The organism is Inquilinus limosus (assembly GCF_002195995.1).
GTDB classification, from domain to species: domain Bacteria; phylum Pseudomonadota; class Alphaproteobacteria; order DSM-16000; family Inquilinaceae; genus Inquilinus; species Inquilinus limosus_C.
Genome location: NZ_NHON01000027.1, coordinates 48,585 through 74,873 on the forward strand (window position 1 = coordinate 48,585; position 26,289 = coordinate 74,873).

Annotated in this window: 20 protein-coding genes and 1 pseudogene; 6 read left to right on the forward strand and 15 right to left on the reverse strand. The window is 69.7% G+C overall.

The window, feature by feature from the left end; genetic code table 11:
* Positions 1 to 92: 92 nt before the first annotated feature.
* Together BWR60_RS15785 and BWR60_RS15790 are read right to left on the reverse strand one after the other, a co-directional pair.
* Positions 93 to 923 (reverse strand): cytochrome c oxidase subunit II, encoded by an 831-nt coding sequence (locus tag BWR60_RS15785; RefSeq protein WP_088151978.1) that lies wholly within the window; start codon positions 921 to 923, stop codon positions 93 to 95.
* Between the two features lie 345 nt (positions 924 to 1,268).
* Complete coding sequence (locus BWR60_RS15790) at positions 1,269 to 1,658, reverse strand: c-type cytochrome (protein ID WP_088151979.1); 390 nt, start codon at positions 1,656 to 1,658, stop codon at positions 1,269 to 1,271.
* Between the two features lie 268 nt (positions 1,659 to 1,926).
* Between BWR60_RS15790 and BWR60_RS15795 the strand changes: the two genes are divergently transcribed.
* Positions 1,927 to 2,787: a DUF2189 domain-containing protein gene (locus BWR60_RS15795; RefSeq protein WP_088151980.1), complete on the forward strand. Its 861-nt coding sequence runs from the start codon at positions 1,927 to 1,929 to the stop codon at positions 2,785 to 2,787.
* Between the two features lie 167 nt (positions 2,788 to 2,954).
* Here the strand turns inward: BWR60_RS15795 and BWR60_RS15800 are convergent, their stop codons facing one another.
* Together BWR60_RS15800 and BWR60_RS15805 are read right to left on the reverse strand one after the other, a co-directional pair.
* Complete coding sequence (locus BWR60_RS15800; RefSeq protein WP_088151981.1) at positions 2,955 to 4,538, reverse strand: DHA2 family efflux MFS transporter permease subunit; 1,584 nt, start codon at positions 4,536 to 4,538, stop codon at positions 2,955 to 2,957.
* A 27-nt stretch (positions 4,539 to 4,565) separates the two neighbouring features.
* Positions 4,566 to 5,717 (reverse strand): HlyD family secretion protein, encoded by a 1,152-nt coding sequence (locus BWR60_RS15805; RefSeq protein ID WP_088151982.1) that lies wholly within the window; start codon positions 5,715 to 5,717, stop codon positions 4,566 to 4,568.
* A 151-nt stretch (positions 5,718 to 5,868) separates the two neighbouring features.
* Between BWR60_RS15805 and BWR60_RS15810 the strand changes: the two genes are divergently transcribed.
* Positions 5,869 to 6,516 carry a TetR/AcrR family transcriptional regulator gene (locus tag BWR60_RS15810; protein WP_179221788.1) on the forward strand — a complete coding sequence of 216 codons (648 nt, stop codon included), beginning with the start codon at positions 5,869 to 5,871 and terminating at the stop codon, positions 6,514 to 6,516.
* Positions 6,517 to 6,552: 36 nt separating this feature from the next.
* Here BWR60_RS15810 and BWR60_RS15815 read toward each other — a convergent pair whose 3' ends face one another.
* Positions 6,553 to 8,466, reverse strand: a complete 1,914-nt coding sequence (locus BWR60_RS15815; RefSeq protein WP_179221789.1) for a calcium-binding protein — start codon at positions 8,464 to 8,466, stop codon at positions 6,553 to 6,555.
* Between the two features lie 213 nt (positions 8,467 to 8,679).
* Between BWR60_RS15815 and BWR60_RS15825 the strand changes: the two genes are divergently transcribed.
* Genes BWR60_RS15825 through BWR60_RS15840 form a run of 4 tightly spaced genes read left to right on the forward strand, consistent with a single transcriptional unit; the run spans position 8,680 to position 13,251 of the window.
* Positions 8,680 to 9,705, forward strand: coding sequence for a LacI family DNA-binding transcriptional regulator (locus tag BWR60_RS15825; protein ID WP_088151985.1), 1,026 nt, complete (start codon positions 8,680 to 8,682; stop codon positions 9,703 to 9,705).
* Positions 9,702 to 11,255, forward strand: a complete 1,554-nt coding sequence (locus tag BWR60_RS15830; RefSeq protein WP_088151986.1) for a sugar ABC transporter ATP-binding protein — start codon at positions 9,702 to 9,704, stop codon at positions 11,253 to 11,255. The genes BWR60_RS15825 and BWR60_RS15830 overlap by 4 nt, the downstream gene beginning before the upstream one ends.
* Positions 11,252 to 12,256, forward strand: coding sequence for an ABC transporter permease (locus tag BWR60_RS15835; RefSeq protein WP_088151987.1), 1,005 nt, complete (start codon positions 11,252 to 11,254; stop codon positions 12,254 to 12,256). The genes BWR60_RS15830 and BWR60_RS15835 overlap by 4 nt, the downstream gene beginning before the upstream one ends.
* 53 nt (positions 12,257 to 12,309) lie before the next feature.
* Positions 12,310 to 13,251, forward strand: a complete 942-nt coding sequence (locus BWR60_RS15840; protein ID WP_088151988.1) for an ABC transporter substrate-binding protein — start codon at positions 12,310 to 12,312, stop codon at positions 13,249 to 13,251.
* A gap of 161 nt (positions 13,252 to 13,412) precedes the next feature.
* Here BWR60_RS15840 and serA read toward each other — a convergent pair whose 3' ends face one another.
* The 10 genes and pseudogenes from serA to BWR60_RS37085 form a co-directional block, all read right to left on the reverse strand.
* Positions 13,413 to 14,990, reverse strand: coding sequence for a phosphoglycerate dehydrogenase (gene serA, locus BWR60_RS15845; protein ID WP_088151989.1), 1,578 nt, complete (start codon positions 14,988 to 14,990; stop codon positions 13,413 to 13,415).
* A 129-nt stretch (positions 14,991 to 15,119) separates the two neighbouring features.
* Positions 15,120 to 16,304, reverse strand: a complete 1,185-nt coding sequence (locus tag BWR60_RS15850; protein WP_088151990.1) for a phosphoserine transaminase — start codon at positions 16,302 to 16,304, stop codon at positions 15,120 to 15,122.
* Between the two features lie 273 nt (positions 16,305 to 16,577).
* Positions 16,578 to 17,933 (reverse strand): phosphoglucosamine mutase, encoded by a 1,356-nt coding sequence (glmM, locus tag BWR60_RS15855; RefSeq protein ID WP_088151991.1) that lies wholly within the window; start codon positions 17,931 to 17,933, stop codon positions 16,578 to 16,580.
* Complete coding sequence (gene folP / locus BWR60_RS36375; RefSeq protein ID WP_230983071.1) at positions 17,934 to 18,851, reverse strand: dihydropteroate synthase; 918 nt, start codon at positions 18,849 to 18,851, stop codon at positions 17,934 to 17,936.
* A gap of 401 nt (positions 18,852 to 19,252) precedes the next feature.
* Positions 19,253 to 21,178, reverse strand: a complete 1,926-nt coding sequence (gene ftsH, locus BWR60_RS15865) for an ATP-dependent zinc metalloprotease FtsH (RefSeq protein ID WP_088151993.1) — start codon at positions 21,176 to 21,178, stop codon at positions 19,253 to 19,255.
* A 105-nt stretch (positions 21,179 to 21,283) separates the two neighbouring features.
* Positions 21,284 to 22,600, reverse strand: coding sequence for a tRNA lysidine(34) synthetase TilS (tilS, locus tag BWR60_RS15870; RefSeq protein WP_088151994.1), 1,317 nt, complete (start codon positions 22,598 to 22,600; stop codon positions 21,284 to 21,286).
* A 3-nt stretch (positions 22,601 to 22,603) separates the two neighbouring features.
* Entirely contained in the window at positions 22,604 to 23,524 is a 921-nt protein-coding gene (ybgF, locus tag BWR60_RS15875) for a tol-pal system protein YbgF (protein ID WP_088151995.1), read from the reverse strand.
* Between the two features lie 199 nt (positions 23,525 to 23,723).
* The gene (gene pal / locus BWR60_RS15880) at positions 23,724 to 24,200 is read right to left on the reverse strand and encodes a peptidoglycan-associated lipoprotein Pal (protein ID WP_088151996.1); all 477 of its coding nucleotides are present in this window, start codon (positions 24,198 to 24,200) and stop codon (positions 23,724 to 23,726) included.
* A 122-nt stretch (positions 24,201 to 24,322) separates the two neighbouring features.
* Positions 24,323 to 25,630, reverse strand: a complete 1,308-nt coding sequence (gene tolB / locus BWR60_RS15885; RefSeq protein WP_088151997.1) for a Tol-Pal system beta propeller repeat protein TolB — start codon at positions 25,628 to 25,630, stop codon at positions 24,323 to 24,325.
* A 22-nt stretch (positions 25,631 to 25,652) separates the two neighbouring features.
* Positions 25,653 to 26,289: pseudogene (locus tag BWR60_RS37085) on the reverse strand (hypothetical protein); the annotation flags it as partial.

Consider the following 26,289-nt stretch of genomic DNA (forward strand, 5'->3'; position numbering starts at 1 on the left):
TCCTCCTGCTTCCTCCGCGGCCGGGATCGACGGGGATCGTCCCGGCCGGCTGATATCCCTCCTCGCGGCCCCTCCCCTTCGCGGGGCCGGACTCAGTTCGCGGCGGCCACCTCGTGCGCGGCCGGCACCGGCAGCGCCGAGACCTTGCCGAAGGTCGATTGCTGCTGCAGCCAGGCGTCGTAATCGGCTTGGGCGTCGACCACGACGGTGCCGCGCATATAGGGATGGCCGGTGCCGCACAGCTCGGCACACAGCACCTCGAAGGTGCCGGTGCGGGTCGGCGTGAACCAGTAATAGGTGACCGAGCCCGGGATCATGTCCATCTTCGCCCGGAACTGCGGCACGTAGAAATCGTGCAGCACGTCGACCGAGCGCAGCAGCATCTTCACCGGCTTGTCGATCGGCAGGTGCAGTTCGCCGCCCTGGATCAGCACATCGTCCAGGCCGGCCGGATCGTCGGCGTGGATGCCGAACGGGTTGTCCGCCGTCACCGCCTGGGTCGAGGCGGCCCCGAGCCTGCCGTCCTTGCCCGGCAGCCGGTAGGCCCATTGCCATTGCTGGCCCAGCACCTCGACCTCGGTGGCCTCCTTCGGCACGGTGACGAACTGGGCCCAGACGACCAGGCCGGGCGCCAGCATCGCCGCCACCCCCACCCCGGTGATGATGGTCAGCCAGCCCTCCAGCCGCTTGTTCTCCGGCTTGTAGTCGGCGGTGTTGCCCTCGCGGTGGCGGAAGCGCCAGACGCAATAGGCGGTGAACAGCACGATCGCCGTGAACACCACGCCGGTGATCCAGAAGGTGATCTCGATCGTGCCGTCGATGTAGTGCCAGTTCGAGGCGATCGGGGTCCACCACCACGGGCTCAACAGGTGGAACACCACCGAGCCGACGGCGATCAGCACCAGGACGAGCGCGGTCTTCATCTGCGGTCACCCCCGTCTTGCGCGATGACATCGACGCGAAGGCCGGGAAGCGGTCGTCCGGGGCCGGGAAGCGGATGTGGCGGCACAGCGCGGGAGCCTTCTGCGCCGCGGACCGTCGGCCCGGCGCGGCAGTCTCCCCCAAAATTGGGCCACATCGTCATGGACAGCGGCCTTCGCACTCGTCGAGGCCGGCCGGCTTCTCCGTCTGGCCCGGCCGTCCCCGCGTCATGGTCGACGCGAGGGCGACCCGTGCAGCAACAGACTTGTCCGGCCTTGGCCTGTAAATTGATGATGCGGGTCAGCCCGCTCGATTGTCAACGACCTCGGTCAACCGGGCCCGGCGCCTCACTTCTTCTTGCCGTCGGCGTCGAACTGCTTGAGGAAGGCGATCAGGTCGTCGATCTTCTGGTCGTCCTTCAGGCCGATGAAGGTCATCTTCGTGCCCGGGATCTTGGCCCGCGGCGCCTTGATGTATTCACGGAACACCGTCTCGTCCCAGGTGATGCCCGAATTCTTGTTGGCGTCCGAATAGTTGTAGCCCGGCGCCGAGCCGGAATGGCGGCCGAACAGGCCGTTCAGCTCCGGCCCCACGGCGTTCTTGGCCGTCTCGCCGATCTGATGGCAGGCCTTGCACACCTGGAACACCTTCTCCCCGGCTGCCGGGTCGCCGTCGGCCCGGGCCGCGGTTGTCAGCGCCATCACCGCGAGTGTACCGATCAGGGTCGAACGCATCATCACGCTTCCTCCTGGCTGGCTGCATGCTGGCTGTATCGGGCGTTGCCGATGCGCCGATACTCCGGCTTTCCGCCCGCCCCTTCAAGGCCCGAGCGATTCGGGGCGCTGCGGCTGCCGCTTCCGTTGCAAGAAAGACAGGGGACGGAATGCCGCAGCCGGGTTATACTTTGGTCCATGGCGGGTCGCGGCGGCGTGACCGGCGGCCATTCCGGCCGCACTGCCACGGTCGACGCGGGCCCCCTCGAACAGAAGTTCGGGAGGAACGGACATGACCATCCGAAACCCCCTGGAATGGGGAGCGGACCAGCTCAGATTCGGCGGCCACGCCCTGCGCACCGGCGGCCAGAGCGTGTTCCACGCCGAGGAAAATCCGAACACGCTGGCGCCGGCGGTGCACCGCATCGGCCTGCACGACCTGCGCGAGGCCCTGGCCAAGGGCTTCGAGGATTTCGGCCACTATCGCACCGACGTGCTGTATCTCTGCCTGATCTATCCGGTGGTCGGGCTGGTGCTGGCGCGGGCCATGGTCGGGCAGGACATGATCCCGCTCCTGTTCCCGCTGGCCTCGGGCTTCGCCCTGATCGGGCCCTTCGCCGCGATTGGCCTCTATGAGATGAGCCGGCGGCGGGAGATGGGCCAGCCCTCCAGCTGGGGCGCCGCCTTCGGCGTGCTGCGCACGCCCCGCTTCGGCGTCATCCTGACGGTCGGCGCCATCCTGGCGGCGATCTTCGTGCTGTGGATGTTCCTGGCGAACGTCATCTACAACAACACCCTCGGCCCGGACGCGCCGGCGTCGCTCGGCAGCTTCCTCAGCCAGGTGTTCGGCACCGCCGCCGGCTGGACCCTGATCGTGGTCGGCTGCGGCGTCGGCCTGGTCTTCGCCGTGGCGGCGATGGCGATCGGCGTGGTGTCCTTCCCGCTGCTGCTGGACCGCGACGTCGGCGCCGACACGGCGATCTGGACCTCGGTCCGCGCCGTGGCCGCCAACCCGGTGCCGATGGCGGCCTGGGGCCTGATCGTCGTCGCCGGGCTGGTGCTGGGCTCGATCCCGCTCTTCGTCGGACTGATCGTGGTGATGCCCGTGCTCGGCCACGCCACCTGGCACCTGTACCGCAGGATGGTGAACTGATCTCCGCTCAAGCCGAAGAGCGGGATCTGAGATCGCTTGAGAGTGCGCTGGCGTGAGTCGGCTGGCGGTGGTTTCGAGAACCGGAGCGCAGCGGGCGTTGGCCCGTGAGCACCGGAAGCGCAGAAACCGCCGTCAGACGGCCACGCCAGTAGCGCTATCAAGCGATCTCAGTGCGCCCCGCCCCCGCCGCCAGCGGCACCCTTCTTCATGATGAAGACGCAGGCGGCGGAGGCCAGCAGGATCACGCCCAGCACGGCGAAGGTGTCGCTGAAACCCATCACCAGTGACTGCGCCCGCACGGTCTTGCCGATGGCGATGATCGCCTGGTGCTTGGCCGTCGCCGGGTCGGACACGCCACTCGACAGGAAATACTGGGTCAGCTGGTCGATGCGGGTCCGCGTCGCCTCCTGGAACATCGAGACCGACTGGCCGATGATGTTCGAGTGGTACTGCTCGCGCTTGGTCACGATGGTGCCGAGCAGCGCGGTGCCGAAGGCGCCGCCGAGGTTTCGCAGCATGTTGAACAGGCCCGAGGCGGCGGCGGATTCGTGGCGGGCGATGCCGGCCATGGCGATCGCCGACAGCGGCGCCATCACCACCGCCTGCCCCATGGCCCGGACGATGTTCGGCACCAGCAGCTGATCGCTGCCATAGACCAGCGACATGTTGATGTTCATGAAGCAGCTGGCGGCGAAGACCAGCAGGCCGCCGGCCACCAGCCAGCGGGCATCCATCCGCCCCATCAGCATCGGCACCATTGGGATGATCAGCAGCTGCGGCAGGCCGGTCCAGGCCATCACCTCGCCGATCTGCTGCGAATCATAGCCCTGCACCTGCGCCAGGTACTGCGGCAGCAGATAGGCGCTGCCATAGAGGGCGAAGCCGAGGAAGACATTGGCCAGCGTGCCGAAGCCGAAGTTGCGGCGCAGCAGCAGCCGCAGGTCCACGGCCGGCTTTGCCACCTTGAGCTCGATCCAGATGAACAGCGTCAGGAAGACCGCGGCGATCACAGCCAGCCGGACGATGAAGGGCGACCCGAACCAGTCGTCCTTGTTGCCCTCCTCCAGCACCGTCTGCAGCGAGGCCAGGCCGATCGCCATGGCGGCGATGCCGAACCAGTCGCCCTCCTTCAGCAGGTGCAGCTTCATCGGCTCGCGCTCCAGCGTCGCGGCCAGCCCAGCCAGCATGAAGGCGCCCGGCACCAGGTTGATGTAGAAGATGTATTCCCAGCCGTAATTGTCGGTCAGCCAGCCGCCGATGGTCGGGCCGATCGCCGGCGCGAAGGTGGCGGTGATGGCGAACAGCGCCATGCCCATCGGGCGCTGCGACAGCGGCAGCCGGGTCATCACCAGGGTGAAGGCCATCGGGATCAGCACGCCGCCGGTGAAGCCCTGGATGCCGCGCAAGAGGATCATCTCGCCGAGATTGGCGGCGAAGGCGCAGGCCACCGAGAACACCAGGAACAGCGTGGTGTTGACCAGCAGGAAGCGGCGGAAGGAGAAGACCTGGCTGAGATAGGCGGTCAGCGGGATGACGATGATCTCGCCGATCAGGTAGGAGGTCGAGATCCAGGCGCCGTTGTCGACGCCGGTGCCGATGCCGCCTTCGATCTGCGGCAGCGAGGCGTTGGTGATCTGGATGTTCAGCACCGCCATGAAGGCGCCGAGCAGGCCGGAGAACACCGAAATCCAGGTGGTCAGGCTGGCGCGCTCGGCTGGCGGGGCGCCGGCGGTGGTGGTGGCGGAAGACATCGCTGTGGCCCTCCGGGCCCGCCGCGCTCAATGCGCGGCCGCATCCTGCTTCGTGGCATCCTGCTTGGTGTCGATCGTCGCGATCACCGACATGCCGGGGCGCAGCTCGCCCGCCAGCGGATCGTCGCGCTGCAGCACGATCTTCACCGGGATGCGCTGGACGATCTTGGTGAAGTTGCCGGTGGCGTTGTCCGGCGGCAGCAGGGCGAATTCCTGGCCGCTGGCCGGCGACAGGCTGTCGACATGGCCGTGGATGTCGGCGTCCGGGAACATGTCGACCGCGATGTCGACCGGCTGGCCCGGATGCACGTCGGTCAGCTGCGTCTCCTTGAAGTTGGCGACGATGTAGGTCTCGGCCAGCGGCACCACGGCCATCAGCTGGGTGCCGGCCTGGACATACTGGCCCACCCGCAGGGTGCGGTTGCCGACCGTGCCGGCCATCGGCGCCGTGATGGTGGTGTAGCCGAGGTTGAGCTCGGCCTGGCGCTGCGCCGCCTGGTCGGCCGCCAGCGCGGCCTTCGCCTTCTCCTTCTGGGCCTGCAGCACGTCGAGCTGCTTCTCGGCCGCGGTCACCGCCGCCTGGTCGCGCTGCAGCGTCGCCGTCGCCGACTGGACGTTGGCGGTCATCTGCTGCGCGTTCTGCACGCTGCCGTTGCCGGTGCGCGCCAGGGCGGTGTAGCGGTCGAACTGCTGCTGGGCATAGGTCAGCGCCGCCTGGTCGACCCCGACGGTGGCGCGCGCCTGCTCGATCGCCGCGGCCTGCTGCTGGATCGCAGCATCGGCGTCGGCGATGTCGGCCTGGGCGGACAGGACATTGGCCTTGGCCTGGTCCAGTGCCACGGCGTAGTCGCGGTCGTCGATCCGGGCCAGCGGCTGGCCGGCCGTCACCGCCTGGTTGTCCTGCACCAGCACCTCGCCGATATAGCCCGAGACCTTCGGTGCGATGGTGGTCGAATCGGCCTTCACATAGGCGTCGTCGGTCGATTCCTGGAACCGGCCCACGGTCCACCAGTTCCAGCCGAACCACACGGCGCCGGCCAGGACGACGGCGCCCAGCGGCAGCAGCAGAAGCTTCTTGCCGAGGCGGCGGCGCGGCGCCGGTGCCGGCGCGGCCGGGGCCTCGCTGGCCTCCGGCGCCGGAGCCGTGCGGAGCTGGGCCGGCTGAACCTGATGGGTCATGACAATTGCCCTCCAAAGCCGAAACCGCCCGGGGCACCGGCCGTCTCCAGGAGCGGCAGGATCGTCGTGGCGATTTAGGAAACTTGACGGTTTCCACCCAAAGATGGGAGATGGAGGGGAAATGCGCAACTGCGCGACCGAGGGGCCAGACATGCAGGAAACGCCGAAACGGCCGCGGGGGCGGCCGCCGCTGCGCAGCGACGATGAGACCAGGCGGCTGATCCTGGAGGCGGCGACCCGCAGCTTCCTGGCGCAGGGCTTCGGCGCCACCAGCATGGAGGCGGTGGCCCAGGCGGCCGGCGTGTCGAAGAAGACGATCTACCGCTTCGTCGACACCAAGGAGCATCTGCTGGAGGCGGTGATCGACGCGCGGTCGGAGGCGTTGCGCTCACCGATCGGCCGTGATGCCGGCCCGGACCCGGCGGCGGCGAAGCAGGCGCTGCGCCAGTTCCTGCAGGAGCTGACGCGGCTGGTGCTGTCGGAGGAGACGGTGGCGCTGAACCGGCTGATCTATGCCGAGTCACTGCGCTTCCCGGGGATGGCGCACGCCTTCTACCAGGCCGGCCCGGTGCGCAACGCCCAGGCGCTGGCCGCCTGGCTGGAGACGCAGCGCCGGCACGGCGTGCTGCGCTTCGAGGACAACCTGGCCACGGCCCAGATGCTGGTGTCGATGGCGATCGCCGAGCCGCTGCGTGCCGCCACGCTCGGCGTCGCCCCGCTGCCGACGGCGGCGGAGAACGACCACCGCATCGCCGAGGTGGTGGAGATCTTCCTGCACGGCTGCCAGGTGCCGCACTAGGCGCCCGCGGCGGCGGGACCGCCGCGGGCCACGGCCTCAGAGCATGAAATCCGCCGCCGTCAGGGCGTGGTCGGAGTAGACGGTGATGATCGAGTCCGGCTGCCTGTCGCCATTGACGTCGAGATAGACGCCCTGGCGGCCGTCGCCGAAGTCCACCACCCGGATCTCCGCCCCGGCCCCGGTGAAACCGCCGGTGCCGAAGGTGAAGGCGGTGTCGCCGTTCTCGGCATTGCCGTCCGCGTCGATCGCCGACAGGTCGATGTGATCGCCGGCCGCGAAATCCGCAATCACGTCCTTGCCGGACGGGGCCACGGTGCTCTCGCCGACGCTGGTGTAGACGAACCGGTCGTCGCCTGCCCCGCCCTTGAGCACATCGGCGCCGTTGCCGCCCTGGAGCGTGTCGTTGCCGGCGCCGCCCCAGAGGGTGTTGGCGCCGGCATCGCCGGTCAGGCTGTCGGCGAAGGCCGATCCGTAGACCTGCTCCACCCCGGCCAGGATGTCGCCCTCGGCGTCGCCGCCGAAGGCGGTGCCGGCCTGCAGGTTGATGGTCACGCCCTGGGAGGAACCGGCGTAGGAAGCGGTGTCGATGCCGTCGCCGCCGGTGATCGCGTCGGCTCCCGCGCCGCCTTCGATCAGGTCGTTGCCCGCGCCGCCATCGAGTTGGTCGTCGCCGGCGCCGCCGACGATCGTGTCGTTGCCGTCATCGCCGAAGACGAAGTCGTTCCCGGTGCCGGCATCGATCGAGTCGCTGTCAGCGTTGCCATGGATGACGTCGGTGCCGTCGTCGCCGACAAGCCGGTCGTTGCCGTCGCCGCCATTGAGGGTGTCGTCCCCTGCCTCGCCGGAGAGGCTGTCATCTCCGCCAAAGCCCAGGAGCGTGTCGTTGCCAAGCTCGCCGCCGAAGATGTTGCGGCTGTTGTCGCCGCTCAGCTGGTCGTCGAAGCTGGAGCCGTACAGGTTCTCGATGCTGGTCAGCACGTCGCCGGTCGCGTCGCCACCCGAGGCCGTGCCCAGCAGCAGGTTGATGTTCACCCCGGTCACCGAGCCCTGGTAATTGGCGAAATCCGAGCCGTCGCCGCCGGTCAGCTGGTCCCCGCCCGCGCCGCCGTGAAGCGTGTCGTCGCCTGCGCCGCCATCCAGCACATTGGTGCCGGCGTCGCCCGAAAGGCGGTCGGCGAGGGCGGAGCCGGTCACGTTCTCGATGGCGGCCAGCGTGTCGCCCTGGGCGTCGCCGCCGCTGCCGGTGCCGGCAGCAAGGTCGAGGGCGACCCCCGCAGACGAGGCCGTGTAGTCGACCGTATCGATGCCATCCTGCCCGCCCAGCTGGTCGGCCCCGGCGCCGCCGTCGAGCCGGTCATCGCCGAGCCCCCCGTTCAGCTGGTCGTTGCCGTCATCACCCGCGAGCCGATCCGCGCCCGAGCCGGCATTGACGAGGTCGTCGCCCCCGGCGGCCGACAGGACGTCATCGCCGTCCCAGCCCCAGAGCTGGTTGTTGCCGGCATCGCCCGTGAGGTGGTCGCCGAAATTGCTGCCGTTCAGCTTCTCGATACCCGAATAGGTGTCGCCCTCGGCATCGCCGCCGACCCCGGCACCGCCCGATCCGAGATCAATGGTCACGGCAGCTGGCGAGCTGAAATAGTCGACGAAATCGCTGCCCGCATCGCCGTTGAACGCGTCGGCCCCGGTGCCGCCGGCGAGGATATCGTCGCCGCCATCGCCGTTGAGGGTGTCGTTGCCGTCCCCACCGATAAGCGTGTCCTGGTCCGCCCCGCCATTGAGGATATCGTCCCCGGCGTCTCCGCTCAGCTGGTCGTCCCCGTCGTCTCCGCTGACCGTGTCATTGCCGCCGGCGCCGCTGAGCGTATCGTTGCCGCCCAGGCCGCTGACCGTGTCGGCATCGGCCGTACCGGGAAAGAAATCGGCGCCCGCGGTCCCCGTGAAATCCGCCATTCCAATGATCTCCATAAAAATCGTGACCCGTGACGCCGTCACGGGCCGGCATGAAGTCGCGGAAGGAGAACGCGACCTTGGCGACGGAATCCAGCGGAAAATTGCTCGGACCAGGTTCGATTCATCACGGATGCGGCGGCAGGGCTCTTCGCTTGGTTTGATTTCCCTTCATCAAATTTTGATGATATCCCTTCAATCCAGGGAGGGGCTTCCGTGGCCAGGACGACGCTGCAAGACGTCGCGCGGGAAGCCGGCGTCAGCGTCGCGACCGTCGATCGCGTGCTGAACGGACGTGCCGGCACCCATGCGCGCATGGTCGATCGCGTGAAGGCGGCGGTCGAAAAGCTGCATTACGAGCCGGACCGGCTGGCCTCGCGCCTGTCGCGGTCGCGCGATTTCCGTTTCACCGCGATCCTGCCGGTCGGCAGCAACGACTTCATGCACAATCTGGAGCGGGAGTTCCGCGCCCTCGCCCGCCGCTATGAGGCCGAGCGGGTGGCGATCGGCGTGCTGCTGGTCGACGTGTTCGACGGCGAGGCCCTGGCCGAGGCGCTGGAGGCGCTGCCGGCCGAGATCGACGGCATCGCCGTGGTGGCGCTGGACCATCCGGCGGTGGTGGAGGCGCTGAACGCCCTGGCTGCCCGCGGTACCCAGGTGGTGACGCTGGTCTCCGACCTGCCGAGCGCGAAGTGGCGTCACTATGTCGGCCTCGACAACCATGCCGCCGGCCGCACTGCCGCCAGCCTGATGGGCCGCTTCCTCGGCCAACGCCGCGGCAAGGTCGGGCTGATCGCCGGCTCGCTGCAGCTGCGCGACCATATCGAGCGGCAATTCGGCTTCGAGCAGGTGATCGCCCGCGAATATCCGCAGTTGGAGGTGCTGCCGCTGCGCGAGGCGCGCGACGACGCCGCCCGGGTCGAGGCTGCCGCCCGCACCCTCTTGGACGAGAACCCGGACCTGGTCGGCCTGTACAATGTCGGCGGCGGCCAGCAGGGCGTGGTCGCGGCGCTGGAGGCGACCGGCCGCGCCCGCGACGTGGTCTTCATCGGCCATGAGCTGACCGAGTTCACCCGCCGCCACCTGGTCCGCGGTACCATCGATGCCGTCATCAACCAGGATGCGGGCCATATGGCGCGCAGCACCGTCAGGGTGCTGCTGGCGCTGCGCGAGGGCGTGCCGATCGTGCCGGACCAGGAGCGGATCCGGATCGACATCTTCATCCGGGACAACATGCCATGAGCGCCCCCTCCCCCGCCCCTCGCCCTGCGGACGGCCCGGTGCTGGCCGTCGAGGGCCTCGGCAAGACCTTCGGCGCGGTGGCCGTGCTGCAGGAGATCGGCTTCGAGATCCGGCCCGGCGAGGTGCACGCCGTGATCGGCGAGAACGGCGCCGGCAAGTCGACGCTGATGAAGATCCTGGCCGGCCATCTGGCGCCGACTGCCGGCACCATCAGCATGAACGGCGCCCCGATCCGCTTCGCCGGCCCGGTGGACGCCGAGCGGCACGGCATCGTGCTGGTGCATCAGGAGATCCTGCTGGCGCCGCATCTGACGGTCGCCGAGAACCTGTTCCTGGGCCGCGAGAAGCGGCGTGGCCTTGCAGTGGATGACCGGGCCATGAACGCCCGCGCGGCCGAGGCGGTGCGGTCGCTGGGGGCGGAGATCGACCCGACCGTCGTCGTGGCCCAGCTGTCGATCGCCCAGCGCCAGCTGGTGCAGATCGCCCGGGCGCTGCTGGTACCGCACAGCGTGGTGATCTTCGACGAACCGACGGCGTCGCTGACCACGCACGAGACCGATGCGCTGCTCAAGGTCATCCACGACATCCGGGCCAAGGGCGTGGCCGTGCTCTACGTCTCGCACCGGCTGCCGGAGGTGAAGGCGATCGCCGACCGGGTGACCGTGCTGCGCGACGGAAGGCTGGTCGGCACCCATGACGCGGCGGTGCTCGAGCCGCTGGACATGGCCCGGATGATGGTCGGCCGCGACATGGCCAACCTGTACCCGCCGCGCACCGACGCCCCGGCCGGCGACCCGGTGCTGGAGGTCCGCGGCATGACCGTGCCGCGCTACGCCCAGGATGCGTCCTTCACGCTCAGGCGCGGCGAGATCCTGGGCTTCGCCGGTCTGGTCGGCGCCGGCCGCACCGAGCTGCTGGAGGGCGTGCTGGGGCTGCGCAGCGGCCAGGGCGAGATCCGCCGCGACGGCAGGCCGGTGCGCTTCGCCACGGTGCGCGACAGCATGGCGGCCGGCATCGTCTATCTCAGCGAGGACCGCAAGGGCAAAGGCCTGCTGCTGGCCCAGGACCTGCGCATCAACCTGACCCTGGCGGCGCTGAAGCGCTTCACCCGCGGGCCGGTGATCGACACGGCGAAGGAATGGGCCGAGCTGGACCGCGCCATCGCCGCCTTCGATGTCCGCACCCGCCGCAAGGACCTGCTGGCCGGGCAGCTGTCCGGCGGCAACCAGCAGAAGCTGCTCTTGGGCAAGATGATGCTGCTGGAGCCGGAGATCGTGGTGATCGACGAGCCCACGCGCGGCATCGACATCGGCACCAAGCAGCAGATCTACCGCTTCGTCGCCGAGCTGGCGGCGCAGGGCAAGTCGGTGATCGTCATCTCCTCGGAGATGCAGGAACTGATCGGCCTGTGCCACCGCATCCTGGTGATGCGGTCCGGCCGCATCGTCGGCGAGGTCACCGGCGATGCGATGACCGAGGACGAGATCGTGACCTACGCCACCGGCGTGAAAACCATGGCACCGGCGGAAGCGTCGGTGGGACAGGCATGAGCACCACCACCTCCACGACGCCCGCCGGGCGTGGCCTCAAATTCGACATCCGCGCCGCGGCGCCCTTCGCGGCGCTGGCCGTGCTGATCGTCGTCGGCGCCCTGCTGAACCCGAACTTCCTCAGCGCCGACAACCTGCTGAACGTGGCGACGCGCAGCGCCTTCATCGCCATCATCGCGGTCGGCGCCACCTTCGTGATCACCGCGGGCGGGCTCGATCTCTCGGTCGGGTCGATGTCCGGCTTCGTCGCCGGCTGCATGATCCTTTTGATGAACGCCGCGCCGCTGGGCGACGGCGCCACCCTGATCGCGCTGGCCATGGCCGTCGCCATCGTGCTGGGCGCGCTGTGCGGTCTGGGCAACGGGCTGATCACCACGGTCGGGCGGATCGAGCCCTTCATCGTCACCCTCGGCACCATGGGCATCTTCCGCGGCCTCCTGATCTGGCTGGCCGAGGGCGGATCGATCGCGATGAAGGCGCCGGACCTGCGGGCGCTGTACCGCCCGGTCTATTTCGGCACCGTGTTCGGCGTGCCGGTGCCGATCCTGGTGATCCTGGCGGTCGGCGCGCTCGGCGCCTTCGTGCTGTACCGCACCGCCTTCGGCCGCCACGTCCGCGCCGTCGGGTCGAACGAGGACGTCGCCCGCTACTCCGGCATCGCCGTCGACCGGGTGCGCACCCTGACCTATGTCATCCAGGGCGTCTGCGTCGCCGTGGCCGTGCTGGTCTATGTGCCGCGCCTCGGCTCCGCCACCTCGACCACCGGCCTGTTGTGGGAGCTGCAGGCGATCACCGCCGTGGTGGTCGGCGGCACGGCGCTGCGCGGCGGCGTCGGCCGGATCTGGGGCACGATCTGCGGCGCCCTGATCCTGGAGGTCGTGGGCAACATCATGACCCTGTCCAACCTGGTCAGCGAGTACCTGATCGGCGCGGTGCAGGGCGCCATCATCATCATCGCCATGCTGGTGCAGCGCTCGCTGCTGCGCCGGCCTGGAACCTGAGCGGGGAAGAGCCACCCGTCCACAACAGGCTCGATTTCCTGGGGAGGAATCAAATGCGTTTCAAGATGATCGGCCTGGCCGCGGTGGCCCTGATGGCGGCCTTCGGCGCCGCCCAGGCGCAGCAGACCAAGACCATGGCCGTGTCGATCCCGGCCGCCGACCATGGCTGGACCGGCGGCGTGGTCTACCACGCGCAGGAGCAGGCGAAGGCGCTGGAGGCCCGCTATCCGGGGCTGAAGGTGATCGTCAAGACCTCGCCGGACGGCGCCTCCCAGGCCAATGCGCTGGAGGACCTGACCACCCAGGGCATCGACGCGCTGGTGGCCCTGCCGCACAACTCCGACGAGCTGACCGACCCGATCCGCCAGGTGAAGTCGAAGGGCGTCTTCATCACCGTGGTCGACCGGGCGCTGAGCGACCAGTCGATCCAGGACCTCTACGTCGCCGGCAACAACCCGGAGCTGGGCCGCGTCGCCGGCAAGTACATCAAGGACACGCTGGGCACCGGCGACGTCGTCGTCATCCGCGGCCTGCCGATCGTGATCGACGAGGAGCGGATCAAGGGCTTCGACGAGGCGATCGCCGGCAGCGGCATCAAGGTGCTGGACAAGCAGTTCGGCAATTGGAGCCGCGACGACGCCTTCAAGGTGATGCAGGACTACCTGGCCAAGTACCCGAAGATCGACGCGGTGTGGTGCCAGGACGACGACATGGCCGTGGGCGTGCTGGAGGCGATCCAGCAGGCCAACCGCAGCGACATCAAGTTCGTCGTCGGCGGCGCCGGCATGAAGGACATGGTCAAGAAGGTGATGGACGGCGACAAGATGATCCCGGTCGACGTGCTGTACCCGCCGGCCATGGTCGCGGTGGCGATGGACCTGACCGCCGCCAATCTCTACGACCATTTGCCGGTCCGCGGCCGCTACATCCTCGACGCCACGCTGGTGACCAAGGACAACGCCAAGGAGTTCTACTATCCGGATTCGCCGTTCTGAGGCCGGGCCACTCCCCGCGTCATTGCGAGCGCAGCGAAGCAATCCAGGGCCGTTTGGCGTGGCCCCTGGATTGCTTCGTCGGCTTCGCCTCCTCGCAATGACGAAGAAAAGAAAAACCCCGGCCTCAGGCCGGGGTTTTCCATTGGGTCAGTGACGTCGGATCAGAAGTTCAGCGCCTTGGCCTGCACGACGCTGGGCAGGCCCTGCACGGTCTTGACGATCTCCTCCGCCACCGGGCTGTCGACCGACACCAGCGCCAGGGCGCTGCCGCCCTCCGGCCGCCGGCCGAGGTTGAAGTTGGCGATGTTGATGCCGGCATCGCCCAGCACTGTGCCGAGGCGGCCGATGAAGCCGGGTTTGTCCTCGTTGCGCACGAACAGCATGTTGCGCGCCACCTCGGCCTCCAGCGAGATGCCCTCGAGCTCGACGATCCGCGGCTTGGTGCCGGCGAAGAGCGAGCCGGCGATGCTGCGGGTCTGGCGCTCGGTCGTCACCGTCAGCCGCACCAGCGTGTGGTAGTCCTCGCAGGTCTCGCGCTTGGTCTCGCTGACATCGATGTCGTATTCGCGCGCCACCACCGGCGCCGACACCATGTTGACGCTGTCGAGCAGCGGCCGCAGCAGCCCGGCGAGGATGACGCTGGTGATCGGCCGGGTGTTCAGCTGGGCGACATCGCCCTCATAGGTGATGTTGACCGCCTTCAGCCGGGTCTCGGTGATCTGGCCGGCGAAGCCGCCGAGCTGCTCGACCAGAGCGAGATACGGCTTCAGCTTCGGCGCCTCCTCCGCCGTCACCGACGGCATGTTCAGCGCGTTGGTCACGGCGCCGGACAGGAGGAAGTCCGAGATCTGCTCGGCCACCTGCAGCGCGACGTTCTCCTGCGCCTCGCTGGTGGCGGCGCCGAGATGCGGGGTGCAGACCACGTTGGGCAGGCCGAAGAAGGCGCTTTCCTTCGCCGGCTCGACCGCGAAGACGTCCAGCGCCGCGCCGGCGACATGGCCGGATTTCAGCGCCGCCAGCAGGTCGTCCTCGACGATCAGCCCGCCGCGGGCGCAGTTGATGATGCGCACGCCCGGCTTCATCTTCGCGATCGCCGCCGCGTCGATGATGTTGCGGGTCTGGTCGGTCAGCGGCGTGTGCAGGGTCAGGAAATCGGCGCGGGCGAACAGCCCGTCCAGCTCGACCTTCTCCACGCCCAGGTCCAGCGCCCGCTCCGGCGACAGGAACGGGTCGTAGGCGATGACCTTCATCTTCAGGCCGATGGCGCGGTCGGCGACGATCGAGCCGATATTGCCGCAGCCGATCAGACCCAGCGTCTTGCCGAACAGCTCGACGCCCATGAAGCGGGACTTCTCCCACTTGCCGGCATGGGTCGAGGCGTTGGCGTCCGGCAGCTGCCGGGCCAGCGCGAACATCATGGCGATGGCGTGCTCGGCGGTGGTGATCGAGTTGCCGAAGGGCGTGTTCATCACCACCACGCCGCGCTGGGTGGCGGCCGGGACGTCGACATTGTCGACGCCGATGCCGGCGCGGCCGACGACCTTGAGGTTGGTCGCCGCGGCCAGCACCTCCTTGGTCACCTTGGTGGCCGAGCGGATGGCGAGGCCGTCATACTGGCCGATGATCGCCTTCAGCTCCTCGGGCTTCAGGTCGGTCTTGACGTCGACCTCGACGCCGCGGTCACGGAAGATGGCGACGGCGGCCGGGGACAGGCTGTCGGAAATGAGAACCTTGGGCATGGACGTGGCTCCGTAAGAGCGTTCGTCATTGCGAGGAGGCGAAGCCGACGAAGCAATCCATGATGCCGGTCCGGGCTGCCTTATGGATTGCTTCGCTACGCTCGCAATGACGAGGAAGGATGGGAAAGGCTAGGCGGCCAGCTTCAGCTCGGCCCGGGCGCGGTCGAACGCCCAGTCGAGCCAGGGCAGCAGCGCCTCGAGATCGGCGGTGTCGATCGTGGCGCCGCCCCAGATGCGCAGGCCCGGGGGCGCGTCGCGATAGCCGTTGATGTCGAAGGCGACGCCTTCCTTCTCCAGGAGCGAGGCGATCTTCTTCGGCACCGCGGCCTGCGCCTCCTCGTCCAGCGCCGTGACCGCCGGGTCGACGATCTTCAGGCAGATCGAGGTGCAGGACCGGATCGCCGGATCCGCCGCCAGGAAGTCGACCCAGGGGGTGCGCGCGACCCAGGCGGCGACGGCGGCGAGATTGTTCTCCGACCGCTCGATCAGTGCCGGCAGGCCGCCGATCTCCTCGGCCCAGGCCAGGCCGTCGATCGCGTCCTCGACGCACAGCATCGACGGGGTGTTGATGGTCTCGCCCTTGAACGGGCCCTCGGCCAGCTTGCCCTTGGAGGTCAGGCGGAACACCTTCGGCAGCGGCCAGGCCGGGGTATAGCTCTCCAGCCGCTCCACCGCGCGGGGCGACAGGGCCAGCATGCCGTGCGCGCCCTCCCCGCCCAGCACCTTCTGCCAGGACCAGGTGACGACGTCGAGCTTGTCCCAGGCCAGGTCCATGGCGAAGGCGGCCGAGGTCGCGTCGCAGATCACCAGGCCCTGGCGGTTTGCCGGGATGGCATCGCCATTGGCCAGGCGGACGCCGGAGGTGGTGCCGTTCCAGGTCAGCACCACGTCGCGGTCGAAATCGACCTGGCCGAGGTCCGGCAGCGCGCCATACGGCGCCGTGAAGGTGCGGACATCCGGCAGCTTCAGCTGCTTGACGACGTCGGTGACCCAGCCCTCGCCGAAGCTTTCCCAGGCCAGGAGGTCGACGCCGCGGGCGCCGAGCAGGGTCCACAGCGCCATCTCGACGGCGCCGGTGTCCGACCCCGGCACGATGGCCAGGCGCCAGCCGGCGGGCATGCGCAGCACGCGCTTCGACCGCTCGATCACGTCGGCGAGCTTGGCCTTGCCGATGCCGGCGCGATGCGACCGGCCGAGGGCGGCATTCTGCAGCGCCTCGAGCGACCAGCCGGGACGCTTGGCACAGGGACCGGAGGAGAAATTGGGGTTGCGCGGACGGAGTCCGGGCGTGGGGGCGAGCGCACTCGCAGTCATGTCTATCCTTCCAGATAGCAGCGTCCCGGTGGGGGGACGTGGCCCGCCGCCGAGCATATGGATCGACGGCGCCGCGTCAATCGCTATCTGCGAAGCGTCCGGCGCAGATCTGGTCGCGCAATTTTGCGCAAGGCAGGATGTTCGGACTGAGCCGCCCTTTCCTATCCCGTCATGGCGAGGCGCGGAGCGCCGTGGCCATCCAGGGCCGCCCGCATCGGCCCCTGGATGGCCACGCCCCTTCGGGGCTCGCCATGACGATGTGGAGTTTGGTGACTACGCCGCGGTCTCGATGGTGGCGCAGATCTCGCCGACCAGGCTTTCGATCAGCGCCGCGTCCTCACCCTCGGCCATCACCCGGATCAGCGGCTCGGTGCCGGATTTGCGGATCAGCAGGCGGCCGTCCTTGCCCAGCTTCGCCTCGGCCGCGGCGATCGCATCCTTCACCAGGGCCTGCTCCAGCGGCGACGGCGCGCCCGGCACCGGGGTGAACCGGACGCTGCGCAGCCGCTGCGGCATCGGCTCGAACACCCGGAACACCTCGCTGGACGGGCGGCCGGCCTGCTGGATCACCGCCAGCACCTGCAGCGCCGCGATCAGCCCGTCGCCGGTGGTGGCGTAGTCGCTCATGACGATATGGCCTGACTGCTCGCCGCCGAGGTTGAGGCCGCGCTCGCGCATCGTCTCGACCACATAGCGGTCACCCACGGCGGTGCGGATCAGGTTGATGCCGAGACCGCCCAGGAACCGCTCCATGCCGAGATTCGACATCACCGTCGCGGCCACGGCCGGCTGGGCCAGCCGGTCGCCGGCGGCCCAGTCGCGCGCGATCATCGCCATCAGCTGATCGCCGTCGATCTGGCGGCCGGTCTCGTCGGCCATGATCAGCCGGTCGGCGTCGCCGTCCAGCGACAGGCCGAGATGGGCGCCATGGGCCACCACCGCCTGCTGCATCACATCGGTCGCGGTGGCGCCGCAGCCCTTGTTGATGTTCAGCCCGTCCGGCGACACGCCGATGGTGACGACCTCGGCCCCCAGCTCCCACAGCACCGCGGGGGCGACCTTGTAGGCGGCGCCGTTGGCGCAGTCGACCACCACCTTGAGCCCGTCGAGCCGCAGGCCCTTGGGGAAGGTGTTCTTGGCGTATTCGATGTAGCGGCCGGAGGCGTCGTCCAGCCGCCGGGCGCGGCCGAGCCGGGCCGCCGGGGCCAGCTGGTCCTCGGCCGGCTGGGCGATGCGGTCCTCGATCTCGCGCTCGACCTCGTCCGACAGCTTGTAGCCGTCCGGCCCGAACAGCTTGATGCCGTTGTCCTCATACGGGTTGTGCGAGGCCGAGATCATCACGCCGAGATCGGCGCGCAGCGACCGGGTCAGCATGGCGATGGCCGGGGTCGGGATCGGCCCGACCAGGGTGACATCCATGCCGGCGCCGATGAAGCCCGCGGTCAGCGCCGGCTCCAGCAGATAGCCGGACAGGCGCGTGTCCTTGCCGATCACCACCAGGTGGCGATGGTCGCCCCGGCGGAACTGCGCCGCCGCGGCCGTCGCCACCTTCAGCGCCGTCTCAGCCGTCATCGGTTCGACATTCGCACGACCGCGGATGCCATCGGTCCCGAACAGCTTGCGCGTCATCTAGTCCCCTGCCTCCGCCTCGATCCCCACCTGCAGCGCCGACCACACGGCCAGCGCCTGCCGCGTCTCCGCGACGTCATGCACCCGTAAGATTTGCACCCCCTGGGCCACGCCGTACAGCCCCGCCGCGACCGACCCCGGCCCCCGCGCCTTCGGGTCGGCGGCGCCGGACAGGGTGCCGATGAAGCGCTTGCGCGACACGCCGAGCAGCACGGCGCAGTCGAGCCCGTGCAGCAGCGACAGTCCGCGCAGCAGGGGCAGATTGTGGTCCAGCGACTTCTTGCCGAAGCCGATGCCGGGGTCGACCGCGATGCGCTCCGCCGGGATCCCGGCAGCGGCGCAGGCCGCCACCCGCTCCTCCAGCCAGTCGAACACGTCGAGCAGGACGTCGTCATAGACCGGATTCTGCTGCATCGTCCGCGGCTCGCCCTGGATGTGCATCAGCACCACCGGGCAGCCGGCGCGGGCGACGACACCGAGGCTGGCGGGGTCGCCGGTCAGGCCGGTGACGTCGTTGACGATGCGGGCGCCGGCGGCCAGCGCCGCCTGCATCACCACGGCGTGACGGGTGTCGATCGACACGGCCAGGCCCCGGTTGGCGAGATCGCGGATCACCGGCTCGATCCGGGCGATCTCTTCCCCAGCCGATACCGGGGCGGAGCCCGGCCGGGTCGATTCGCCGCCGATGTCGAGGATCTCCGCCCCCGCCTCGGCCATCGCCAGGCCATGGGCGATGGCGCGGCTGGAGTCGGCGAAGTCGCCGCCGTCGGAGAAGCTGTCCGGGGTGACGTTGACGATGCCCATCAGCCGGGGCCGGCCGAGATCGAGCCCGGCGAAGGCGGGCCGCGGCCGGCTGAGCCGGTCGAGCCGGTCCTCGATCGCATCGCCGAGGCCGTGCCGTTCGGCCCAGCGGCGCAAGGTTGCGAGATCGGCGACGGCTCGGAGGTTTTCAGACGACGGATGGGCCGGTGCCGCCCCCTCACCCGGAACCGCTGCCGCGGTTCCGACCTCTCCCCAGGGGAGAGGTAATGGTTCCCCTCTCCCTGGGGAGAGGGAGGGGCCCGTTCGCGTTGGCGAACGGGAGGGTGAGGGGGACTCCCGCCGCAGGATCAGCTCGACCCGGTCGAAGGACAGCGGGCCTCCGGCCAAGGGCAGCGCCCCGGGCGCGCCGTCCGCCAAGCCGAGCGGCCGCAGATACGGCCGCACCCCGGGCTGGACGGCCCAGGGCGCAAAATCGTCGGAGAGGGAAACGGCACGGGCCGCGTCGAAACGCGGCCCGTGGGTCTTGTCAGTCGCCATCCGGTCAGGTGCCCGCCCGATCACGTACCCGGCTGCGGCTCCGGATCAATGCCCTTGGCGCCGCCCGAGGGCACCGAGGTGCGCTTGCCGCTGGTCGGGCGCTTCGGCGGCGGCGGCTCGTCATTCGGCTCCGGCCGCACGATCGGCTCGCCGCGCAGGATCAGGCCCCGCACCTCGTCGCCGGTCAGCGTCTCGAACTCGAGCAGCGCATTGGCCAACAGGTGCAGCTGGTCGATGTGCTCGGTGAGGATGTTGCGGGCCTTGCTCTCGGCTTCCTCGATCAGGCGACGCATCTCCTCGTCGATGATCTTGGCGGTCTCCTCCGAGACGTTCTGCGTCTGCGTCACCGAATGGCCGAGGAACACCTCCTGGCCGTTCGAGCTGTAGCGCAGCCGGCCCAGCTTCGGCGACATGCCCCATTCGGTGACCATGGCGCGGGCCAGGTTGGTCGCCGCCTGGATGTCGCTCGAGGCACCGCTGGTCACCCGCTCCGGCCCGAAGATCAGCTCTTCCGCCAGGCGACCGCCGAAGGTCATGGCCAGCCGCGATTCCATCTGGATCTTGGCCCAGCTGATGCGGTCGTTCTCCGGCAGGCTGATGACCATGCCCAGGGCCCGGCCGCGCGGGATGATCGTCGCCTTGTGGATCGGATCATGCTCCGGCACGTACAGGCCGACGATGGCGTGGCCGGCCTCGTGATAGGCGGTGGTCTTCTTCTCCTCGTCGGTCATGACCATCGAGCGGCGCTCGGCGCCCATCATGACCTTGTCCTTGGCCTCCTCGAACTCGGCATGGGAGACCACGCGCTTGCCGCGCCGGGCGGCCAGCAGCGCCGCCTCGTTGACGAGGTTGGCGAGGTCGGCGCCCGAGAAGCCCGGCGTGCCGCGGGCGATGGTGCGGGGGTCGACATCCGGCGCCAGCGGCACCTTGCGCATATGGACCTTGAGGATCTTCTCGCGGCCCATGATGTCCGGGTTCGGCACCACCACCTGGCGGTCGAAGCGGCCGGGGCGCAGCAGCGCCGGGTCCAGCACGTCCGGGCGGTTGGTGGCGGCGATCAGGATCACGCCCTCATTCGCCTCGAAGCCGTCCATCTCGACCAGCAGCTGGTTCAGCGTCTGCTCGCGCTCGTCGTTGCCGCCGCCCAGGCCGGCGCCGCGATGGCGGCCGACCGCGTCGATCTCGTCGATGAAGATGATGCAGGGGGCGTTCTTCTTGCCCTGCTCGAACATGTCGCGGACGCGGGAGGCGCCGACGCCGACGAACATCTCGACGAAGTCGGAGCCCGAGATGGTGAAGAACGGCACGTTGGCCTCGCCCGCCACCGCGCGGGCGGTCAGGGTCTTGCCGGTGCCGGGAGGGCCGACCAGCAACACGCCCTTCGGAATCTTGCCGCCCAGGCGCTGGAACTTCTGCGGGTCCTTCAGGAACTCGACGATCTCCTCGAGCTCCTGCTTGGCCTCGTCGATGCCGGCGACGTCGTCGAAGGTGATGCGGCCGGTACGCTCGGTCAGCAGCCGGGCGCGGCTCTTGCCGAAGCCCATGGCCTTGCCGCCGCCGGACTGCATCTGGCGCATGAAGAAGATCCAGACGCCGATCAGCAGCAGCATCGGCAGCCAGGACACCAGGATGTTCAGCAACGGGCTGGGGCCGTCGATCGGCGCGGCCTGCACCAGGACGCCGTTCTGGGTCATCCGGTTGACGATGTCGGTGCCATCCGGCGCGTAGGTCTGGAAGGACTGGCCGTTGGTGTAGTGGCCGGAGATGGTCTGCCCCTGGATCCGGGCATCGGCGATCTGCTTGTCCTCGACCGCCTTCACCAGCGCGCTATAGGCCAGCTCACCCTGCGAGCTGCGCCCGCCGGAGGTCTGAAACAGGTTGAACAGCGCCAGGAGGAGCAGGCCGATGATGATCCAGAGCGCGAAGTTCTTGCCGAAATTATTCACGGACGGTCGCCTCATGTCCCGCGCATACCGCTTGCGCGGCGCCACGGCGTCGTGGGTCCCCGGAATGCCTCCGGAGGCTCGCTAGTAGATAATATAGCGCCGCGTCTAAACAACCGGGAATCCATTCGGCAGGAGGGGCCTGAGCGGCTCGAACCGCAGGAACAGGCCGTTTCCGGTCGTATCGGCCAGGCTCGGGCGGCGGCGCACGTTGCCATTCCGCCACAGCGCCGGCAGAACCGCCGCGGCATCGAAGGGGAGATCGGCCGGCCTCTCCTGCCCCACCGCCGCGTCGCCCCAGGCTGCGATCCGGTCGTCCGGAGCGGCATCGGCGGGCGTTTCGATGCGGAAGCGACCGTCCCAGAGCAAGGATCTTCCGGGGGGCGGGCCGGGGATTTCCGGCAGGTGGCGGCGCTCGCGGAACACCAGCAGCCGGTCGCCGGCCGCGCGCAGGCGGCACCGCCCCAGGGTCCATGCGGGGGTGCGACCCAGCAGCGCACCGGCGCGCAGCGCCTCTCCCAGCCGCTCCAGGGCGTCAAACCGCGCCTCGGCCCCGCCGCCGATGCAGGCGACGACAGAGGCCAGGAGGCGCCGGGCGATCTCCGGATCCGCCTGCCGCAGGGCCGGCAGCTCGATCGCGGCGTAGCCGGCGGGGTCGAGCCGCACGGCACGGCCGCCCAGCTCCGCGGTGATCCGCTCCAGCGCGGCGCGGGCCTGGCCGGCCCGGCGGGCCAGGACGAGCAGGCGGTCCTCGGTCAGCCCTTCCGCCGCCAGCACCTCGCGGGCGGCGCGCAGCCGGGCCCGGGCGTAGCGGGTGCGCCGGTTGGAGGGATCATCGGCCGGGACCACGCCGAAGGCGGCGCAGGTGGCCACCAGCCGGGCCTTCGGCAGGCCGAGCAGCGGCCGCAGCAGCCGGCCCCAAGGCGCCGGGCGCCAGGCGGCCATGCCGGCCAGTCCGTCGACGCCGCTGCCCCTGGCCAGGCGCAGCAGCACGGTCTCGGCCTGGTCCTCGCGGTGATGGGCGACAGCCAGGTCGCGGATGCCGGCCTCGCGGCAGGCCTGGTCCAGCAGGTCGTAGCGGGCGCGGCGCGCCTGATCCTGCGAGGCGCGGGCGGGCGCGTCGGCCCAGGTCAGGATCCGGTGCGGAATGTCGTGGCGGGTCAGGGAAGCGCCGGTGGCGGCGGCTTCGGCGGTCGAGTCCGGGCGCAGCCGGTGATCGACGGTCAGGGCCAGGATCTGGCCGCCCCTCTGCCGGACCCAGCGTGCGGCGAGGAGGCTGAGCGCCATGCTGTCGGGGCCGCCCGAAACGGCGACGGCAAGGCGGAGAGGCCGGTCGAACGGGCCGAGGCGGTCGAGCCGCGCGGCGAATTCCTCATCCGAGACAGGCCCGGGCGAGACGGGCTCGGCGGCGACCGGGTCTTTCATGCATCAGCAGCGCATCAGCAGCTGCTGGTCCTTGGCGCGGCGCAGCATCTGCGCCGGGGCGTCGGGATAGTCCGCCACCAGCCGGGCGAAGGCGTCGCAGGCCGGGCGGTCCTGCCGGGCGGCGACCAGCGACTGGGCCAGCCGCATCAGCGCATCCGGCGCCCGGGGGCCGCGCGGGTCCATCGACCAGGCGGCGTTGAAGGCGTTGGCCGCCTCACCCGGGCGGCCCACCGCCAGCAGGGATTCGCCCAGCCAGTACTGGGCGTTGCCGGCCAGGCCGCCGCCGGGACTGGCGGCGATGACCTGGTTGAAGCCGGCGATGGCGCCATTGTAGTCGCCCCGATTGTACAGGCCCTGGGCCTGGTTGTACGCGGCCGTGGCATCGACCGGCGCCGCGCCGCCGAGGCCGTAGGATTGCGGCTCGGTGGAGGCGAAGCCCGGCACCTGCGGCGCCGGGCCCGGCTCGGCCGCGCCCATCTCCTGCGGCGCGGTCAGGCTGTCGCCCTGGTCCTCATAGCCCTGGGGCACCGGGCCGGCGTCGGACCGCTTCGGCGGCACCAACGGCGTCGGGGTAAAGGGCTGCGGCGTCCGCGGCGCGGCCGGGGCGCTGCCCTGGGACGGCGCCTTCCGGGCCGGAGCGGGCGCCGGCGCGGCCTTGGCGCCGCCACCGCCGCCTTCGAGCTCGTTCAGCCGGAACTCGATATCGGCCTGGGCCCGCTTCAGCTGGTCGGCCAGCTGCTGGTTCTGGTACTGCAGCTGCTCGATCTGGCCGGTCAGCTGCGAGATCTGCTGCTCCAGCGTGCTGACGCGGACCTCGAGCTGGGCCTCGTAGCTCTGCGCCCGGCCGGGCCCGGACGGGGCCAGAACCGCGACGGCGAGCGCCGCGGCCGCGAATACACTCCATCGCCTCTGCGAAGCCGGCATGTTGCCTCCACCTCCTTGGTTCGGGACACGGGGTTCGGCCTTGGCCAAGGGACCGATGTCGGATTGATCTTGGGCCGATCCCAGCGGCGAAAATAAGACGCGCCGGGCACAGCGACAACGGCCAAGCCGCTGCCGCCGTCCGGCGCGCAAGTCTTCCATCCGCCGGCGGACCGGGGCACCGGTCCGCCGGCCAGCGGGATCAGTTGACGACGGTGACTGCCCGGCGGTTCTGCGCCCAGGCCGACTCGTCGTGGCCCGGCACCGCCGGACGCTCCTTGCCGTAGCTGATGGTGGTGACCCGCGACGGGGCGACACCATTGGCGATCAGGTAGTTGCGCACCGAGTTGGCGCGGCGGTCGCCGAGCGCGAGGTTGTACTCGCGGGTGCCGCGCTCATCGGCGTGGCCTTCGACGGTCACGGCGACGTTCTGGTACTGCTGCAGCCAGCCGCCCTGCTTGTTCAGCGTGGCCTGAGCCTCGGGGCTCAGGTCGAAGCCGTTGAGCGAGAAGAACACCCGGTCGCCGATGTTCTGAGCCAGATCCTGCTGCGAGCCGGGAGCGGCGGTGCCGCCCGTGCCGAGACCACCGGTGCCGGCGCCGGTGCCGGCGTTCTGGGTGGAGCTGCAGGCGGTGGCCAGCAGCAGAGCGCCCATGAGGGACACAATCTTGAGACGCATGGTTCTTTGCCCCTGACGTGGATCCGACGTTACGATTCGGAAAGCGGTTGAGGGAAAAGCAGGTTACTGCCTGCTCCGCAAGGTATTTCTTGCGTAATTCCTAGCATTTCTGCGGCTTGTCGTCACGGCAACAGCGGCGACCATGCGGCGTCGGACGCATCGAAGGGCGTCGGCACCGCGGCGCTGACCCGGCCGGTGATGTCAACCGTCACCAGCTTGCTGCCGCCACCGCCGCTCGCCGTGTACATCAGCACGCGGCCGTTCGGCGCCCAGGTCGGGCCTTCCGCCAGGAAGCCCGAGGCCAGGTCGCGTTCGCCGGTGCCGTCCGGCCGCATCACGCCGATCGAGAAGCTGCCGCCCGTGATCTTGGTGAAGGCGATCAGGTCGCCACGCGGCGACCACACCGGCGTGCCGTAGCGGCCCTGGCCAAAGCTGAGGCGGCGGACGCCCGACCCGTCGGAATTCATGATGTAGAGCTGCTGGCTGCCGCCGCGGTCGCTCTCGAACACGATCTGCGACCCGTCCTTGGAGTAGGAGGGCGAGGTCTCGATCGAGGGGTCGGAGGTCAGGCGCTGCACCGAGCGGGTGCGCAGGTCCATGACGTAGATGTCGGTGTTGCCGTTCTGCGCCATGCTGAAGATCACCCGGTTGCCGTCCGGGCTGAAGCGCGGCGAGAACGTCATGTTGGCGAAGTCGCCGAGCGATTCCTGCCGGCCGCTGCCGAGGTCGAGCAGATAGACCCGCGGCTTGTTGCCGACATAGGCCAGGTAGGTGATCTGCTGCGTGCTGGGCGAGAAGCGCGGCGTCAGCACCAGCTGCGAGCCGTCGGTCAGGAACTGATGGTTGGCGCCGTCCTGGTCCATGATCGCCAGGCGCTTGACCCGGTTGGTCTCGGGCCCGGTCTCGGAGACATAGACGATGCGGGTGTCGAAATAGCCGTCCTCGCCGGTCACGGCGCGGTAGATCTCGTCCGCGATCTTGTGGGCGACGCGGCGCATCAGGCTGCTGTCGCCGGTCAGGGTCAGGCCGGTCAGCTGCTGCTCGGCGCTGACGTCCCAGAGCCGGAAGTCGACGTCGAAGCGGCCATCGTCGCGCGGGCGGATCTGGCCGGTGACCAGGGCCTGCGCCGCCAGCACCTTCCAGTCGGCGAAACGCGGGCCTTGCTGCAGCGACGCCGCGTCCTGGGTGAAGGCGCGCGGGTCGATCGGCGCGAACAGGCCGGAGCGCTGCAGATCCGCCGAGATGATCTGGCTGATCTGGCTGCCGACCGGGTCACCGGGGAAGTCGGTGATCGCGATCGGCATCGGCTGGGTCACGCCCTGATTGATGTCGATCCGGATCTCGGCCCGGGCCGCTGCCGGCACGAGCGAGAGGGATACGACCGCAGCCAGGGCGGCCAGCGTGGTCTGGAGGAAGCCTCGTTTCATCATCTGCACCTCGGTTCCTGGCTGGTCAGAACATGTCCTTGGGATCGAACACAAGAAGGAACGAATCGTTCGGCCACCCGCCGCTCGGCATCGGCCAAGGCTGGCAGGTCGGGTTCGCGACCGCCCGCCGCGCGGCATTGGCCCAGGCCCGGTCGCCGCCGTCATCGGCGACAGTGATGTCCTGGGGCAGGATCGTGCCGTCGGGCTGGACCTGGGCGACCCGGATCTGGACCACGGGCTTGTTCATCGCACCTTCCAGGGGGCCGGTGTTCCAACACTGCTTGACCGTGTCGCGGATCCGGCCTTCGTCACCGCGCGACAGGCGCGTCTCACGACCGCCCTGCCCGGTCGCCCGCTGCGGCCTGTTCGACTGGCGGCTGGATGTCCGTCCGCTCGGCTGCCCGTCCAGCAGGCCGGCGATCTCGTCATTCTGCGGCTGCGACGCCGAAGTCGACCGCGTTGGCGTGGCCGCCTGCTGTGTCGGCGCCGGCGGCGGCGCCTTCGGCCGTGAGCCGGGGCGCGGCGCCTCGGTCGGCGAGATCGCCATCGGGTCGGCCTCGGCCGTCTGGGCCGGCGGCGTTGGCGGCGACGGAGTCGGCGTCGGTTCCGCCTGCGGCTTGCCCGAGGGCGGGTTCGGCCGCTGCGGCGGCGGGGGTGGCGGA